Origin of the sequence: Sporofaciens sp. JLR.KK001 (assembly GCF_036941055.1) — a bacterium.
Lineage (GTDB): Bacteria > Bacillota > Clostridia > Lachnospirales > Lachnospiraceae > Sporofaciens.
Map to the genome: position 1 here is coordinate 50,223 of NZ_JAYMNO010000001.1, position 15,688 is coordinate 65,910.

15 protein-coding genes and 3 pseudogenes are annotated in these 15,688 nt (G+C 41.0%); 15 read left to right on the forward strand and 3 right to left on the reverse strand.

All coding sequences use genetic code 11. The annotated features are described in order from the left end of the window. Positions 1-623: 623 nt before the first annotated feature. Positions 624-1,007, reverse strand: a pseudogene (locus VSQ62_RS00280) (VirD4-like conjugal transfer protein, CD1115 family); the annotation flags it as partial. A gap of 420 nt (positions 1,008-1,427) precedes the next feature. Between VSQ62_RS00280 and vanR the strand changes: the two are divergent. From vanR to vanT, 6 genes are all read left to right on the forward strand, one after another. Next, positions 1,428-2,123: a VanR-ABDEGLN family response regulator transcription factor gene (vanR, locus tag VSQ62_RS00285; RefSeq protein WP_334632556.1), complete on the forward strand. Its 696-nt coding sequence runs from the start codon at positions 1,428-1,430 to the stop codon at positions 2,121-2,123. Then, positions 2,101-3,255, forward strand: a complete 1,155-nt coding sequence (locus VSQ62_RS00290) for a sensor histidine kinase (RefSeq protein WP_334632558.1) — start codon at positions 2,101-2,103, stop codon at positions 3,253-3,255. Before vanR ends, VSQ62_RS00290 begins: the two co-directional genes overlap by 23 nt. Positions 3,256-3,401: 146 nt before the next feature. Continuing rightward, entirely contained in the window at positions 3,402-4,463 is a 1,062-nt protein-coding gene (vanG, locus tag VSQ62_RS00295) for a D-alanine--D-serine ligase VanG (RefSeq protein WP_334632560.1), read from the forward strand. Next, positions 4,460-5,227: a D-alanyl-D-alanine carboxypeptidase family protein gene (locus tag VSQ62_RS00300; RefSeq protein WP_334632562.1), complete on the forward strand. Its 768-nt coding sequence runs from the start codon at positions 4,460-4,462 to the stop codon at positions 5,225-5,227. The genes vanG and VSQ62_RS00300 overlap by 4 nt, the downstream gene beginning before the upstream one ends. Further along, positions 5,220-6,248 (forward strand): acyltransferase family protein, encoded by a 1,029-nt coding sequence (locus VSQ62_RS00305; RefSeq protein ID WP_334632564.1) that lies wholly within the window; start codon positions 5,220-5,222, stop codon positions 6,246-6,248. The genes VSQ62_RS00300 and VSQ62_RS00305 overlap by 8 nt, the downstream gene beginning before the upstream one ends. Next, positions 6,220-7,347 (forward strand): serine racemase VanT catalytic subunit, encoded by a 1,128-nt coding sequence (vanT, locus tag VSQ62_RS00310; RefSeq protein ID WP_334632566.1) that lies wholly within the window; start codon positions 6,220-6,222, stop codon positions 7,345-7,347. Before VSQ62_RS00305 ends, vanT begins: the two co-directional genes overlap by 29 nt. Before the next feature lie 429 nt (positions 7,348-7,776). Here vanT and VSQ62_RS00315 read toward each other — a convergent pair whose 3' ends face one another. Both VSQ62_RS00315 and VSQ62_RS00320 read right to left on the reverse strand, forming a co-directional pair. Then, complete coding sequence (locus VSQ62_RS00315; protein ID WP_334632568.1) at positions 7,777-8,460, reverse strand: DUF2461 domain-containing protein; 684 nt, start codon at positions 8,458-8,460, stop codon at positions 7,777-7,779. 15 nt (positions 8,461-8,475) lie between these two features. Continuing rightward, complete coding sequence (locus VSQ62_RS00320; protein WP_334632570.1) at positions 8,476-9,327, reverse strand: RNA polymerase sigma factor; 852 nt, start codon at positions 9,325-9,327, stop codon at positions 8,476-8,478. A 210-nt stretch (positions 9,328-9,537) separates the two neighbouring features. On the opposite strand from VSQ62_RS00320, the pseudogene rhuM reads away from it, so the two are divergent. From rhuM to VSQ62_RS00365, 9 genes and pseudogenes are all read left to right on the forward strand, one after another. Beyond that, positions 9,538-9,624, forward strand: a pseudogene (gene rhuM / locus VSQ62_RS00325) (RhuM family protein); the annotation flags it as partial. A 281-nt stretch (positions 9,625-9,905) separates the two neighbouring features. Then, on the forward strand, positions 9,906-10,271 hold the full coding sequence (locus VSQ62_RS00330; RefSeq protein ID WP_334632571.1) for a BlaI/MecI/CopY family transcriptional regulator: 366 nt from the start codon (positions 9,906-9,908) through the stop codon (positions 10,269-10,271). Positions 10,272-10,283: 12 nt separating this feature from the next. Beyond that, positions 10,284-10,463 carry a M56 family metallopeptidase gene (locus VSQ62_RS00335; protein ID WP_334632572.1) on the forward strand — a complete coding sequence of 60 codons (180 nt, stop codon included), beginning with the start codon at positions 10,284-10,286 and terminating at the stop codon, positions 10,461-10,463. A 67-nt stretch (positions 10,464-10,530) separates the two neighbouring features. Next, positions 10,531-10,695, forward strand: a complete 165-nt coding sequence (locus VSQ62_RS00340) for a hypothetical protein (protein WP_334632573.1) — start codon at positions 10,531-10,533, stop codon at positions 10,693-10,695. A gap of 1 nt (position 10,696) precedes the next feature. Next, positions 10,697-10,999, forward strand: coding sequence for a DUF4825 domain-containing protein (locus VSQ62_RS00345; protein WP_334632574.1), 303 nt, complete (start codon positions 10,697-10,699; stop codon positions 10,997-10,999). A gap of 31 nt (positions 11,000-11,030) precedes the next feature. Then, a pseudogene (locus VSQ62_RS00350) lies at positions 11,031-11,123 on the forward strand (response regulator transcription factor); the annotation flags it as partial. 5 nt (positions 11,124-11,128) lie between these two features. Next, the gene (locus VSQ62_RS00355; protein WP_334632575.1) at positions 11,129-12,358 is read left to right on the forward strand and encodes a sensor histidine kinase; all 1,230 of its coding nucleotides are present in this window, start codon (positions 11,129-11,131) and stop codon (positions 12,356-12,358) included. Between the two features lie 86 nt (positions 12,359-12,444). Further along, the gene (locus VSQ62_RS00360) at positions 12,445-13,128 is read left to right on the forward strand and encodes an ABC transporter ATP-binding protein (RefSeq protein ID WP_334632576.1); all 684 of its coding nucleotides are present in this window, start codon (positions 12,445-12,447) and stop codon (positions 13,126-13,128) included. After that, positions 13,125-15,491 (forward strand): ABC transporter permease, encoded by a 2,367-nt coding sequence (locus tag VSQ62_RS00365; RefSeq protein ID WP_334632577.1) that lies wholly within the window; start codon positions 13,125-13,127, stop codon positions 15,489-15,491. The genes VSQ62_RS00360 and VSQ62_RS00365 overlap by 4 nt, the downstream gene beginning before the upstream one ends. The last annotated feature ends 197 nt before the right edge of the window (positions 15,492-15,688 follow it).

The window sequence follows — 15,688 nt, forward strand, 5'->3', positions numbered from 1 at the left end:
TAGGTTTCTTATATAAGCCTGCTAGCTTGACATTGCCTGTAACAATGTATGGATTTTCATAAAACGCGAGTCTTACTCATCCACACTAGTACATCATTGCATTAATCTTGAAGTAATAGTGCTTGATATTCGTGTCAGCTGTGCGTCTACGAACCGACGGTGTAGCGGGCTACATCTAGGTTCGAAGGTGTGCAGATGGCATGGATAGCAAGTGCTTATTACTCGAGAATTAATGCAATGATGTACTAGCGATACTACTTGTGTCACTATGCATTTCTACATAGTCCCGATATAGACCCGTACATTCAAAGATTCGCCAGAAGAGCTTTTGGACTCTCTTCATTCTAACCATAGGTATTTTATAGACCTCCGGCATATGGAATACACCATCCACCTCTGGACAGCTTTCGTCAGCCTGACTGTTACGGTATCTCTCTGCCGACTTCACCAGGCTTCTTACACTTCTGTGTTTACTCACATCATGCAAGCCGGAGTATTAAGGATACCTTTCGAGGCGTTACCCTCTCATTCGACTATTCGTGTATTCAGTTCTCCAACTCAAACTGATTTCTTACTATCATTTGAGTCGTGCCCGCTCTTTTCAAGCGAGAACGTCTCGCACCGCTTTTTGGATCAGTGATAATTAAGCTTTCCCCGATTCCACCGTTGTTCCCGCGTGCGACACACTGGAAGATCATGATACGTGCAAATGCCCTGGACTTCATAGAACCGCTTGCCCCATAAACGGCAATGTTGTGGTTCATGCGTGTTTCATAGGGAAGGCAGACCGCCTTCCCGTTCAGCTTTCCAAGGATCGTCCCTTTGGTTTTCTTTACATGATCTGTCAGCTCCAGTACTTTATACATCTCATCCGGCATCATAAATCCGGATGTTCCATAGGTTTCTTTCAAGGAGTAATTCAGGTTACGCTCCTTATCAAAGACCTCTCCGTTCCGGTCAACGCCCATCCGCATCAGCAGAAAGACTAAGAGTCCGAACGCGACCAATTGAAAGAGGTTTTTAGTACATATTATCCTACTTTAGGGTTATAAAGAGGGGAAAGAGATACAAAATGCAGTTGACATAGATACAGAATTAGCTGTATATTCAGGAGAATGGAGGTATAAAAATTCTTTTGCATATACTACGAATGGAACAGAACCGTCCGACATGAAAATGGCATTAAAATACAAAACCATATATGAAGATGACATTCAATGGCTTATTGATAATAAACTTAATAAAGTTAATTAAATCATTATAAGTATAGCACCTTGGGGCAAATTGTTCCAAGGTGCTATCTGGAAAAGCAGCAAAGAAACCTGTATAACAATCTTAGTGAAATCTTAACAATTTCTTATTGGAAAGTGCAAAATTGCTTATACTTTATTTAGTAAAATAAAAGGATGCGAAAGGAGTGGACGGATATGGAGAATAAAATATTGATTGTAGATGATGAACAGGAAATTGCAGACCTTGTTTCCCTTTATCTTGAAAATGAGAACTTTACAGTATATAAATTTTATAATGCCAAAGATGCACTGTATTGTATTGAGAATGAAACGCTTGATTTAGCTATTTTAGACGTTATGCTGCCTGATATGAACGGTTTTCAAATATGCAAAAAGATAAGGGAGAAGTATCGCTATCCCGTGATAATGCTCACGGCAAAGGGAGAGGAAGTTGATAAAATAACGGGATTAACATTAGGAGCAGATGATTATATTACAAAACCGTTTTTGCCTTTAGAATTGGTTGCCCGTGTGAAAGCACAATTAAGGAGATATAAAAAATACAATGTGGGAAATGAGCCAGAGGAAGATATTTTGATTCATTCTGGTTTAGTCCTAAATGTGAAAACGCATGAGTGTACTTTAAATGAAAAGCCTCTTTCATTAACACCTACGGAGTTTTCTATATTACGCATTTTGTGCCAGCAGAGAGGAAATGTAGTCAGCTCGGAGGAACTTTTTCACCAAATATGGGGGGATGACTATTTCAGCAAGAGCAATAACACAATTACTGTTCATATTAGGCATCTTCGTGAGAAAATGGGAGATTCATTTGAAGAACCGCAATATATAAAAACGGTCTGGGGGTGTGGATACAAAATTGAAAATTAAGATTTCAAAGGCAACTACACTAATTGGCACTTGTATCTTCGGCATCGTTGTTTGCTTTGGATTGTATTATCTGGTGGATAATGTCTGGAATGGTTTTTTTGTAGACTGGTTTACATCTAAATATATGAACACGCATGAAGTGTATTCTGCTGATGTTAAAAAGAATATTTTTGTTACAGAGCCTTTATGGTCGGAGCTAAAAGTATTTATTTTGACAGTTTTGATTTTAATCGTACTTATCAGCATTGTGGTTACTTTTGTAACTGCAAATTTATATGCAAAGGAAAAAGTGAGAAAATCCATTACTGCGACTTCGGCGATGCTCCATGATTTTATGATTGAGGAAAGAGGGAATATAGAAATTTTCCCTAAAGAATATGCCGAAATTTCAGCCCAGATGTCCGATATAAAACAGGCGATGCAGCGGCATGAACAAATGTTAAAGGAAGAAGCAAGCAGAAAAAATGATTTGATTGCTTATCTTGCACATGATTTAAAGACACCGCTTACCTCTGTCATTGGATATTTAGCATTATTAGATGAAGCACAGGATATGCCGATAGAACAAAAAACGAAGTATGTAAATATTGCATTAAGCAAAGCTCTTCGTTTAGAAAAACTTATCAACGAATTTTTTGATATAACACGATATAATCTGCAACAAATTGATTTGGAAAAAGAATCTATAAACCTCTGTCATATGTTGATACAAATGACAGATGAATTTTATCCGCTGTTAAATGCCCATGGTAATCAAACAGAGGTATGTGTAGATGAAGATATAACGGTTTATGGGGATTCTATAAAATTAGCCAGAGTTTTCAATAATATTTTAAAAAATGCAATTGCATACAGCTACCCAGATACTATAATAAAAATATGGGCTGAAAGCACAGCTACGGATGTTTGGATTTATTTTTGCAATAAAGGAAAGACAATTCCTGCAGGAAAGCTAAATTCTATTTTTGAGAAGTTTTTCCGTATGGATGAAGCACGTTCGACGAATACGGGAGGTGCAGGATTGGGACTTGCGATTGCAAAAGAAATCATAACATTGCATGGAGGTAAAATTACTGCCGAAAGTGAAAACGAATCAACAACTTTTCGTATTTCTTTACCTGTAACACATTAGTAAAATATATAGGCTCTCTTAGTATTTTCTTAGGAATTAAAAAATTGAATATTAAAGTACGGATAGCTTCTGTTCAGTAGAATGAATACTGAATAGAAGCTATTTGCTTTGTATTAAAAGAAGTATAGAAAATGGAGGACTTCATAATGAATCAACAAAAGAAAGTTGCAGTTTTTTTTGGCGGCTGCTCCACAGAATATGCGGTTTCGTTACAGTCTGCATATGCGGTAATTAAGTGTATTGATACAAAGAAATATGTACCAATTTTAATAGGCATTGCCCCTCACTCTGGCAAATGGTACTGGTATCATGGGGAACTGGAAAGGATAAAGGAAGATAATTGGCAGTCAGAAGAAAACTGTACGCCAGTATTTCCGTCTTTTGACAGAACGGTTCACGGGTTGTGTTACTGGGACAATAATCATTTACAGACAATTTCTTTAGATTCCGCATTGCCCGTTTTGCATGGAAAAAACGGAGAAGATGGAACAGTTCAAGGGGTTCTGGAATTGATGGGGATTCCTGTTATCGGATGTGGTTTATTATCTTCCGCTTTGTGCATGGATAAAGAACTGGCTCACCGTATCGTACAAATGAACGGAATAAAAGCCGCACGTTCTTTTGCTATTAAGAAAAATTATTCAGAGAAAATGGTTCAGCAAAGAGCCTTAGAGCTTGGCTATCCATTATTCGTAAAGCCTGTACGGTCTGGCTCATCGTTTGGGATTTCAAAAGTGTTATACGAACAAGATTTGATTTTAGCAATCGAAAATGCCTTCCTGCATGATTCTACCGTTATTCTGGAAGAAATGGTTGATGGATTTGAGGTTGGCTGTGCAATTTTGGGGAATAAGGATTCCGATTTGATAGTGGGTGAGGTTGATGAAATTGAATTGTCGGATGGATTTTTTGATTACACAGAGAAATATACATTGAAAACTTCCAGTATTCATGTGCCTGCCCGTATTTCCCCCAAAAAGGCAAAAGAAATTAAAGGAACAGCTCTTGAAATTTACAAAGCATTAAATTGTTGCTGTTTTGCAAGGGTGGATATGTTTTTGACTCCCGCAGGGGAAATTTATTTTAATGAAGTAAACACAATCCCTGGATTTACGGAGCATAGCCGTTATCCCAATATGTTAAAAGAAGCAGGTCTGCCTTTTGATGAAGTAATCAACCGCTTAATTGAAATGGGGGTATCGAAGTGACACAGATTGAATTAACAAAAGACGACACATATCACGGGAACTTAATACTTGTAACGCCAGATTATCCGCTTATGAAAATTCTATGTATGGAAGATATGCTGCCGGCAATTAAGGAACAGCCAGAAATACGGATGAATGAGCAGGCGGCTAATTTATTGCAGCTAACATTGGCAAAAATTCATTGCAGAAATGAAATTGTAGCTGTAAGCGGTTTCCGCACACAGGAAGAACAGGAAAAAATATGGAATGACACATTGGCTGAAAGTGGTCTTGACTTCACAAAAAAATATGTGGCAGTACCCAGACATAGTGAGCATCAGACAGGACTTGCAATAGACCTTGCAGAGAACAAGGGACAGATTGACTTTATTTGCCCGCATTTTCCATATACGGGAATTTGGGGGAAGTTCAGAATGACCGCTCCACGATTCGGCTTTGTTGAAAGGTATGTATCTGGGAAAGAGCAGATAACAGGCATTGGAGCAGAACCGTGGCATTTCCGTTATGTGGGTTATCCCCATTCTGTCATTATGACAGAAAAGGATATGGCTTTAGAAGAATATATTTGCTTTTTAAAGGAAAATACCGATTTAAGGCATCCTTATATTTATAACAGTTCTAAAGCGGATAAAATAGAAATTTCGTATGTTTTTTTAGATGGCGGTTATTCTATAAAACTTGATGTATCAGAGATGTCGCCGTATATGGTTTCGGGTACAAACGAGGGGGGAGCTATTTTAAGTAGATGGAGGGATTATGCGTAATAAAACATTTGCAGGAATAGATTATTTCCGCTTAATAGCTGCTTTTATGGTGATTGCAATTCACACATCGCCATTGTCAGTCCGGAATGAGGGCATTGATTTTCTAATCACATATTGCGTTGGAAGAATTGCAGTTCCGTTTTTCTTTATGATAACAGGATATTTTGTTTTAGCACCATATGTGCTTAGCAATTTTAAAAAGAAATCCCCCATCCATAAATATCTGGTTAAAAACATAAGGCTGTATTTAATTGTGACCGCTATTTATATACCTATTTCCGTGTACTCTGGGAATATGCCGCATAGCATAATGGAGTTGATGAAGCAGTTACTTTTTGATGGCACATTTTATCATTTATGGTATTTCCCCGCTGCGATTATTGGGTGTATTCTCCTTGCCTGTTTGACAAAAAAATCAATTCTGGCAGCGGTTTACTTTTCTATTATTGCATATGTGATAGGAATATTCGGTGATTCTTATTATGGGATTATAGAAAATGTGCCTTTCCTCAATACGTTATACAATGGAATCTTCTTTGTCAGCAGTTATACAAGAAATGGTATATTTTTTGCTCCAATTTATATTTTGCTTGGGATGTTTCTTGCTGTTCCCGAATTTCATTGTCGGGAAAACATATGTAAATGGGGACTTGTGCTGTCATCGCTCCTCATGCTGCTAGAGGGTTGGGTTACTTATAGTTTGAATCTCCAAAAACATAATAGTATGTATTTGTTTTTGCTTCCAGTCATGTACTTTTTGTTTCAATTATTGCTTAACATTTCTGGGAGAGTTCCTGCATGGATACGGGGCGGCTCTATGATGCTATATATTATCCACCCTGCGGTCATTATTGTTGTTCGTGGAATTGCTAAAGTAACAAGGCTTACCAAAATACTTGTGGATAATACTTTTATCCAGTATATCTTTGTCTGTATATTATCGCTGATAGCAGCATTTTGTATTCAAGTATTTTTGGAAAGGGGAAATAGAAATGTACCAAAAAGGAAGAGCATGGATTGAACTAAATATTGATAATCTGGTTCACAATATAAGCCAATTTAAAAATATTCTTTCCCCGCAATGTGCAATCATGCCCGCAATTAAAGCAAATGCTTATGGACATGGTGCTGTTATCATTGCTGAAGTTTTGCAGGATTTAGGAATCAAAGACTTTTGTGTGGCGACTGTAAATGAGGCGATTGAGCTTAGAGAAGCAGGAATTTCAGGACAATTATTGATTTTAGGATATACTTCACCGAAACAATTTTCTGATTTAGTACATTACAATCTGACACAGACGGTAATTGATTATCCATATGCAAAATTACTAAATGATTATGGACAAGCTGTATTTGTCCACATAGGGATAGATACTGGTATGCACCGCTTGGGGGAAAGAAGCGAAAATATAAAAGATATTTATAAAATCTGGGAGTTTGAAAATTTGAAAATAACGGGGGTTTATTCCCATTTGTGCGTATCGGACGGAGCTGGTGCTGCAGAAAGGAATCTTACTCTGAAACAGGTTGCAGAATTTAATTCTGTAATAAATTCGCTGCATAGAAAGGGCATCCGTCATTTTAAAGCACATATACAAGGAAGTTATGGCGTACTAAATTATCCATCTTTAAAATTTGATTATGTACGTTTAGGAATCGCACTCTATGGTGTTTTAAGCTCTCCGAGAGATACAATAATTTCTGATATAAAATTGAAACCTGTCCTATCATTAAAAGCCAGAATTGCGTGTGTGAAACAGTTACACAAAGGAGAAGCAATCGGTTATGGATTTACTTATAAAGCCACGAAAGAAATGCAGATTGCTACTGTTACGATAGGATATGCGGATGGTATTCCCCGTGAGTTGTCAAATAAAGGGGTTGTTCTGATATATGGAAAAAAAGCGGCTATTATCGGACGTATCTGTATGGATCAGCTAATGATAGATGTGACAGGTATTCAAGGGGTGTCTTGTGGAGATGAGGTTATATTGATTGGGAAAAGCGGAGATAGAGAAATCTTGGCTGCTGACCTAGCAGATAGTATAGACACCATATCAAATGAGATTTTAAGCCAATTAGGAAGTCGTTTAGGCAGAGTATCAATAAAAAAAGTATAGCAGATTTGTACCTGCCGAGGAAAAGGAGCGTATTCGTGAATTGCAATATGTTCTGGATAATGTTGATGAACTAGAAATGCGGGAGTATAGAAAAATTTGAAGTCATTGGGATAAGACTTATAGTTAAATTTATAGCCCACCAAATAAAAAAAACGGTGTTTGGTGGGCTGTATCTGTAGTACGGAAAGACTAACTGTCCTTATGAAAAGGATAGAATACCCGTCCGCCGCAGGGGAAGTACCCTAATTAAAAAGCAAGTACACTGCCATCCCCATACACTGATTTATGTCGTGGACCACGGCCCTGGAATCCCTGACGAGGAAAAAGAATTCATCTTTGACCGCTTTTATAAAGTCCATCGCCATTACCCTTGCAAAAATCCGTTTTATATTAATTAGAGTTCTGTTTAACCTCAATTTGAACGTTTTATTACCTTGTTGGCATTTGAAAGCCCGCAAGCGCCTTGTTCAAATAGTCGTTAAAAGGTTTCATGATCCGGAAAATCTCTGTTGCCTTTGCAAGAAATGCTTCTGCCTCGTTCAATTCTTTATCCTTTAGCGGATATTCCAGATACCAGCTCTTAAATTTTAGATATTCTGCCTGCGGATGTTCTTTCTCATATCCCGCAGGAACATTCTTTAATGCCGTTCCCTCAACAGTAAAATATTTTTCAAACTCTGGCTTATGGATGATTTTTTCCCATTCCTCGCCATTCTGGGCAATATAATCCCGTATCATCGTTGTCGCATCTTTGAACATATCTGCAAACAAACCGCCGCCTAAAAAAGATTGATTGTCCGGCTTTATCATAATGTAATATCCAACAGGGACAGGCAGCTTGCCTTTAGAGGAAATATGAGCACGGAACGCAGGATTATAAGGCGATTTGTCACGGCTGAAACGGGTATCCCTTACCAGCTTAAAGGTAAGGTCTTTCGGATTGTTATGTAAAATGCTGCTGTCAAACTTTCCGATTTCCAGCATCAAAGCCTGTAATAGTCCTTCAAACTCAGCATTCGCTTTTTTGTAATCTTCCTTATTCGCATGATACCATTCACGGTTGTTATTCAAACTCAATGCCGATAAATAATCTATAATTATCTGTGTATTCATAATCTGTCGTCTCCTTTACGAATTTTGGATAATGGAAAACTGTGTGGAATCTAAAAATTCCTGTATCAGATGTTTCGTGCGTTCGGGAGATTGGTAGGGCTTACAGAAAGAGAAATCCTGTGATAAATCGTCAATATCTTCCATAGCATTTTTAACATCAAGCATAGTTTGAATGGAAATTTCCGTAGCTGCTGTATAATCTAACTGCAGCGGGTTTATCCGATGACTCTGTATCGCATAGTTCACTCTGTCTTTACATTTGCATCTGCCGCCGCCATATTCTCCACAATACTGTCCAAGAAAATCTGCCATTTTTCTGCGTATTCGGGAAAGTCGCTGACGGAAAGCCTCTGGGGTCATTTCCAAAATATCCCCTGCAATACGACTGTCAATCTTAAACATCGTACCCAATATGAAAATACATCTGCTTTCCATATCAAGACATTGCAGCATCACGTTGGTACAGGACATTTTCAGTTCCTCTGCCAAAACATCCTTTTCTACATTCTGCGTTAAATCCGGCACATCCTGTACTTTTCCGTTTTCTATGTCATCCCCGTAATACTCGAAGCTCAGCGGATAGCGGGCAAACATATGCTTTTTGTAGTTTTTCAGATGATTAGCAGCGATGGAAAATACCCATGTTGTAAATGAGCTGTCGCCTCTAAAAGACGATAGATGAGTAATCATTTTCAGCAGGATATCCTGCGTGGCATCCTCTGCATCTGCGAATGTACCGAGCATCCGCAGGGATAAATTGAACACAATGTCCTGCACACTTGCGACAAGCGTTTCAAGGGCTTTTTTATCCCCTGCTGTAGCTTTATTGACCAAAGCCTGTAATTCTTCATTCGTTTTTTTCTTCATAGATTTTACCTCCTACTTAATTAGACAGCGCTTCCTTATCTGTGTGACAAAAAATAATTATTTTTTATTCTGATTCAGCTGCAAATCCTTATATTAAGTATAGTTATTCGAACAAGTTGGTTCAAGCATTGTCTATACAGGGCTAATTAACCTTTCTCACTTATAACCTTCTTCTCCGATAATATCATGTTCAGAACATGGTGGCTGCAGAATCTGGATGTCATTATTTCAGTAGGCTACTGTGTCAAATCAATCCGTGGTACCCAGTTCCGTATCTGGGGCAATTCTCTGCAGAAGTGATTTATGAAAGGGGAATTCTCTGAAAGAAGATGAGTTGAAGATACTCAATAATCTTGTTTCTGGTTATTTCGATTTAGCTGAAATCAATGCTACGATTTTGACTTCGGGCAGCAGAAAGATTCTAACCGGAAGCGGAAGTATCAGCCATGATTCAGCGACAAAAATTCTGTTAAAAGAAAATAACTTGACAAATCAGGTCTACTAATATAGACTAATTATGTGATCTATATTAGTAGACCTGATTTGATATATGAGAATTAAGTAGGGAGAGATGAGATATGGAAGACTTAAGATTATGTGACAGTGAATATCGCTTTATGTGTCTTGTATGGGAATTATCCCCTGTGCGCAGCGGCGATTTGGTAAGGGTCGCCCAAGAACAGCTGGGATGGAAGAAATCTACAACGTATACGGTGATTAAGAAGCTGGAAAAGAGGGGGTTCTTAAGGAATGATACGGCTCTTGTGACGGCGCTGGTTCTGAAAGAGGAATGCCAGGCGGCGGAAACCGATTACTTTATGAATAGGACATTTGAGGGATCCCTCCCGAAGTTTGTGGCAGCTTTTTTGGGGAACCGGAAGATTTCGGAGAGAGAGGCGAAGGAGATTAAGGCGATGATCGATTCGCACAGGGAACATTCCTGAGGAGGATGAGATATGAACGGAATATGCAGAGTATTTTTAGCAGTTTGCAATATGTCGCTGACTGCCGTATTTGTAATTGCGTTGGTATTGCTGGCAAGGATGATTATGAAGAAGATGCCTAGAAGATTTTCATATTATCTGTGGGTTATTGTTGCATTTCGGCTGATCTGCCCATACTCAAGGACAGAGTGAATTTGGAAGACCATTCTGTCAGGAATTTATGGATGCAGAGACGAAACAACGCGCGTTGGAGGAAAATATGGGGGAGATTCTGTATTATCTCGTATTTTCCGAAAAAAGCGTAGAAGAACTAAGAGCAGTATATGCGGTATCTTCTTATGCCAGATCGTTATATGAGGCTAAAAATCCACATATAGGAGATGCCCGTTGGAAAACTGATGGAATGTATAGGCATATTTCCTGATATGAAACGGTCGATAGAGTTTCAGGCAGAAGAAGAGCCTTATGTGCTTACGATCCATTATGAGGAACGGCCGCAGGACAAGAAAAGCTTTCACTGGCAGATGGAGAAGAAGGCAATTCTGCTTTTGTGCCTGACAGAGAATGCGGACAGAGTTGAGTGGACTTATCCTGAAGGGCAGGAAGAGCGCAGATTTGGCTGTGACAGGGAGCAGGCGGCGAAGAGGATTGGGGTTAAGGAAACCGGGGACATAGGAAGATTTGCAGAGTCGGAAAGCAACGTACAGCACCATAAAAATAATGTATAATATATTTTAACAGAGTTATTATGCGAATAATATACGCCGTGAGCGTGAAAAACTGGAGAAGAACCTGTCTCGGCCGGAACATCTGAAAACGGTCCGGGGATTCGGATACCAGCGGGAGGAGTGAGAAGTTTGAAATTTCTATATGAAAAGCAGACACGAAGGTTTTACCTGTTTCTTATAGTGATTTGTTTGCTGCAGATCTGCGTTTTGGGAATCTGCGGCATTTTTCAGGCACAGGATATCAGAAGAATTCTTATAAAACGCGAGCTTGCGGCAGTTTCCTATCTGTTGGAACAGGAAGTTTCACCTGCACTGGTAGCCTCTGCATGGAATCATGTGGAGGTAACGGAAGAAGGGAAACAACTGTTGGAAACCATCGGACATACAGAACATACGCAGAGTTATTTACTGCTGTTTGTAGAGCAAACGTATATTTGGCGGATCGCAGCGCTGCTTTCAGTAGGTCTGGTTTTTGCGATTATGGTTTTGGGCGGTACGGGATTGTTTTTGCGAAGAAGAGAGCAGATGTATGAGAGTATTGAAACGGTGATTGCAGAGTATGACCAGAACCGGTTTGAAAACCATCTGCCCGCAGGAGAAACAGGGGCAATTTTCCAGTTGTTTGGCAGTATTGAACAGCTTGCTATGTCGCTGCAGGCAAAGAGTGAGATGGAACACAAAGCAAAGATGTTTTTAAGAGATATGATATCGAATATTTCACATCAGCTGAAAACGCCTCTTGCAGCTCTAAATATGTATATGGAGATCATAAAAGATGAGCCGGAGAATGAAGAAACGGTGAAGATTTTTTCTCAGAAATCCATGAAATCTCTGGAACGGATGGAGCGGTTAATACAATCTCTTTTAAAAATGGCGCGTCTGGATACTGGGAATATAGTTTTTGAAAAACAGGAGTGTTTTGCGGCAGAAGTCGCAGGGCAGGCAGTGGACGATCTGCTGGAACGCGCGAAGCAGGAGGGAAAAGAGATTTTGATAGACGGCAGGCCAGAGGAGAGACTGATCTGCGATCAGGAGTGGACGAAAGAGGCGGTTGGGAATCTTATAAAAAATGCGCTCGATCACACGGAAACAGGAGATGTTATCCGTGTATCGTGGAAAAGAACCCCTGCAGTTTTTCGCATGACAGTAGAAGATAACGGGTCAGGCATTGCGCAGGAAGACATCCATCATATTTTTAAACAGTTTTATCGAAGCCGGTCTTCCAGTGACCGGCAGGGGACAGGGCTTGGGCTTTCCCTGGCGAAATCAATTGTGGAAGGTCAGGGTGGGAATCTGTCTGTGGAGAGCAGGCCCGGAGAGGGGAGTGTATTCTGGCTGACCTTTCTTACGAATCTGTAAGTTTCCATTCACCGGAATGTAAGGTCAAGATGCTATTCTTTTTTTGTACATCCAAAAAAGAATCGTTGAGAAAGGCAGGGGATTGTATGGAAATATTAAAAGTAGAGAATCTGTGTAAGGTTTATGGAAGCGGAGAGGCCCGTGTAGATGCGTTAAAGAATGTTTCTTTATCCATGCAGAGAGGAGAATTCGGAGCGGTCGTCGGAGCATCCGGTTCTGGGAAGAGCACGCTTCTGAATTGTATTGGCGGGCTGGATGAGGCAAACTCCGGGAGTGTATTTTTAAATGGCAGAAACATATTTGCGATGGGGGAAAATGAACGAACAGTCTTCCGCAGACAGAATATCGGGTTTATTTTTCAGTCCTTTCATCTGATTCCAGAGCTTGATGTAGAGCAGAACATTATCTTCCCGCTTCTGTTAGATTACAAGAAACCGAATCAGGAACAGGTGGATGAGATTTTAGAGGTACTGGGGCTTACGAACAGACGGAAGCATTTGCCGGGACAGCTTTCTGGCGGACAGCAGCAGCGGGTGGCCATAGGACGTGCTTTGATTATGAGACCGGCGCTAGTTCTTGCCGATGAGCCGACCGGGAATCTGGATTCCCAGAGCAGCCAGGATGTAATGGATCTTTTGTGCAAAGCGTCAAGGCATTATCAGCAGACTGTTTTAATGATTACCCATAATATGAACCTGACGTCCCAGGCAGACCGGGTGTTCCAGGTTACGGACGGTGAGCTTATTGAGCTGGGAGGTGTGTCGGATTGAAGCATTATTTGGATTTGATACAAATATCGGCGAAACAGCATAAGAAACAGAACCGGATGACCAGGCTCTGCATTGTGCTGGCAGTGTTTCTGGTCACGGTGATTTTTGGGATGGCGGATATGGAGATTCGTTCCCAGATGATACAGGCAGTTAAGAGTGATGGAAGCTGGCATGCAGGTTTTTTGGTGGATGAAGAACAGGGAGCGCTTTTGAAAGCACGGCCGGAGGTGGAACATATTGCGCGGTATGGGGTGCTGAATTATCATCTGCGAGACGGTTATCGGATTGAAGGAATCGAGACGGCAGTCTGTGGGTTTGACAAAGAGCTTTTGGAAATGTTTCCGGCAGCAAAGCTTACGGAGGGAACATTTCCGGAAAATACCGAAGAGGCAGTTCTGAATGAGAGTGCAAGGACTCGGCTGGGCGTGCAGGTGGGAGATACTGTCAGCATGGCAACTCCACAGGGGGAGATGAAGCAGTATCATATTACCGGGATTACGAAAGATACGGCGTTAGAGGCAGAACATGACGCGTTTGGCATGTATCTGAATACGGACGGATTTTCTGCATTGCGGCCGGAAGAAACAAAATCGGCACAGGAAGTGGTTTATTATGTAGAGTTTCGGAAGTTTTGTAATATCCAGAAGGCAATCCGTGAGATCAGCGCGCAGTTTGGCATGGAAGAGGGACAGGTGCGTCAGAATGTAAAGGTTCTTATGCTAATGTTTCAGAGCCAGGATACCTATATCCTGCAGCTATATTTTGTGGCGGCAGTTTTGGCGGCGTTAGTCGTGATTGCAGGAATCTTTATGATTACAGCAAGTATGAACAGTAATATCGCACGGCGGACAGAATTCTTTGGTATGATGAGATGCCTTGGGGCAACCGGAAAGCAAGTGATCCGTTTTGTGCGAAGAGAAGCGCTTGGTTGGTGCAGGACGGCCATTCCAGCGGGCATTATTGCGGGGATCTGTATGGTATGGGTTCTTTGTGGAATGCTGCGTTGTCTAAGTCCGGGGCTTTTTGAAGGATTGCCGGTGTTCGGAGTCAGTTATATAGCGGTCGCAGCCGGAATGATCGTGGGATTCGTTACTGTATTTCTGGCTGCAAGGTCTCCGGCTAAGCGTGCTGCGAAAGTGTCTCCGTTAACAGCAGTTTCCGGAAATGCAGGAACCGTGCAGGCAGTAAAAAGGACGGCAAATACACGGATTTTTAAAGTGGATATGGCGTTGGGGGTTCATCATGCTTCTGGAAGTAAGAAGAATTTCCTTTTGGTAACAAGTTCTTTTGCATTCAGTATTATCCTGTTCCTTGCATTTGGCACAGCTATTGATTTTATGCATCATGCGCTTACGCCGCTTCGTGCGTCTGCTCCCGATCTTTATATTTATAAGGAAGATTATACTAATCAGATTCCGTCAGGGCTTGATGAAGTAATCATAAAGTATCCGGGCGTGAAGCGTGCATTTGGCAGGGGTTATGCAGAGTTTACGATTCCAGGGGATGGGAGCACTCTTATTGTGATTTCTTATGATGACCAGCAATTTGAGTGGGCAAAGGATTCTCTGATTGAGGGAAATCTGCAGGATGCGATAGATGGAAAAGGTATGCTTTCCGTACATCGGGAAGGGAATACATTTGCTGCAGGCAGCAATGTCACGGTATCGGCAGGCGGTGGGGAGAAAGAAACTTCCATAGTCGGTACCCTTGGAGATGTTCCGTATAGTTATGGAGCGGACAGTACTACAGACAGTATGACAGGAATGGCAGTCTGCTCGGAAGAATTGTTCCGGAAACTGACAGGGGAAGACGGGTATGCGGTTCTTGATGTACAGCTTAATCGGGATGCAACGGATTCACAGGTGCAGGAAATCCGCAAGGTAATGGAACAGGAATGTGGCAGCAGTGTTGCATTTTCTGACAAACGGATCGGAAACAAGGAAACGAAAGGGGCAAGCTATTCGATGTCTGTATTTCTCTATGGTTTTTTGGCAGTGATTGCTATGATTGGTTTCTTTAATATCATCAATAATATTGCTATGAGCGTGTCGGCGCGGATGAGGGAGTATGGCGCGATGCGGGCGATTGGAATGACTGTGCGGCAGTTAAACAGGATGGTATTGGGTGAGACAATGACCTATACGGTCTTTGGTGTTCTTTTAGGATGTGTGATCGGGCTGCCGCTTAATAAGGTTCTGTTCCAAAACCTTGTGACTTCCAGATGGGGAGATGAATGGAGCGTTCCGGGATGGGAGCTTTTGGTGATTGTGTTCATTATGCTTGGTTCCGTATGTCTGGCGATTATGGGGCCGGTGAAGCAGATCAAGAAAATGACGGTGGTGGATACGATAAACAGGGAGTAAAAAGACGGTAATTCAAATAATACAGCAGTACGGTTTCCCGTTTTTCGTCCGACAGACTGTGCAGGGCTTCGGAAAGTAACTTCGCGTAATTGCCGCGGCGGCTTTTTTTCTTTTGCCGTCGCGCGGCAGATTTGCTGCAGACACCTTCCTCATTTTTTATCACTTCAAGGGTATTATCCAAAAGATTACCTAAAATC

Excerpts from the sequence above, each read along its gene's own strand:
- vanT (WP_334632566.1), top strand. The coding sequence starts at position 6,220 with ATGTACCAAAAAGGAAGAGCATGGATTGAACTAAATATTGATAATCTG.
- VSQ62_RS00335 (WP_334632572.1), top strand. The coding sequence starts at position 10,284 with ATGAACGGAATATGCAGAGTATTTTTAGCAGTTTGCAATATGTCGCTG.
- VSQ62_RS00315 (WP_334632568.1), bottom strand. The coding sequence starts at position 8,460 with ATGAATACACAGATAATTATAGATTATTTATCGGCATTGAGTTTGAAT.
- VSQ62_RS00305 (WP_334632564.1), top strand. The coding sequence starts at position 5,220 with ATGCGTAATAAAACATTTGCAGGAATAGATTATTTCCGCTTAATAGCT.
- vanG (WP_334632560.1), top strand. The coding sequence starts at position 3,402 with ATGAATCAACAAAAGAAAGTTGCAGTTTTTTTTGGCGGCTGCTCCACA.
- VSQ62_RS00345 (WP_334632574.1), top strand. The coding sequence starts at position 10,697 with ATGAAACGGTCGATAGAGTTTCAGGCAGAAGAAGAGCCTTATGTGCTT.
- vanR (WP_334632556.1), top strand. The coding sequence starts at position 1,428 with ATGGAGAATAAAATATTGATTGTAGATGATGAACAGGAAATTGCAGAC.
- VSQ62_RS00320 (WP_334632570.1), bottom strand. The coding sequence starts at position 9,327 with ATGAAGAAAAAAACGAATGAAGAATTACAGGCTTTGGTCAATAAAGCT.
- VSQ62_RS00330 (WP_334632571.1), top strand. The coding sequence starts at position 9,906 with ATGGAAGACTTAAGATTATGTGACAGTGAATATCGCTTTATGTGTCTT.
- VSQ62_RS00340 (WP_334632573.1), top strand. The coding sequence starts at position 10,531 with ATGGGGGAGATTCTGTATTATCTCGTATTTTCCGAAAAAAGCGTAGAA.
- VSQ62_RS00360 (WP_334632576.1), top strand. The coding sequence starts at position 12,445 with ATGGAAATATTAAAAGTAGAGAATCTGTGTAAGGTTTATGGAAGCGGA.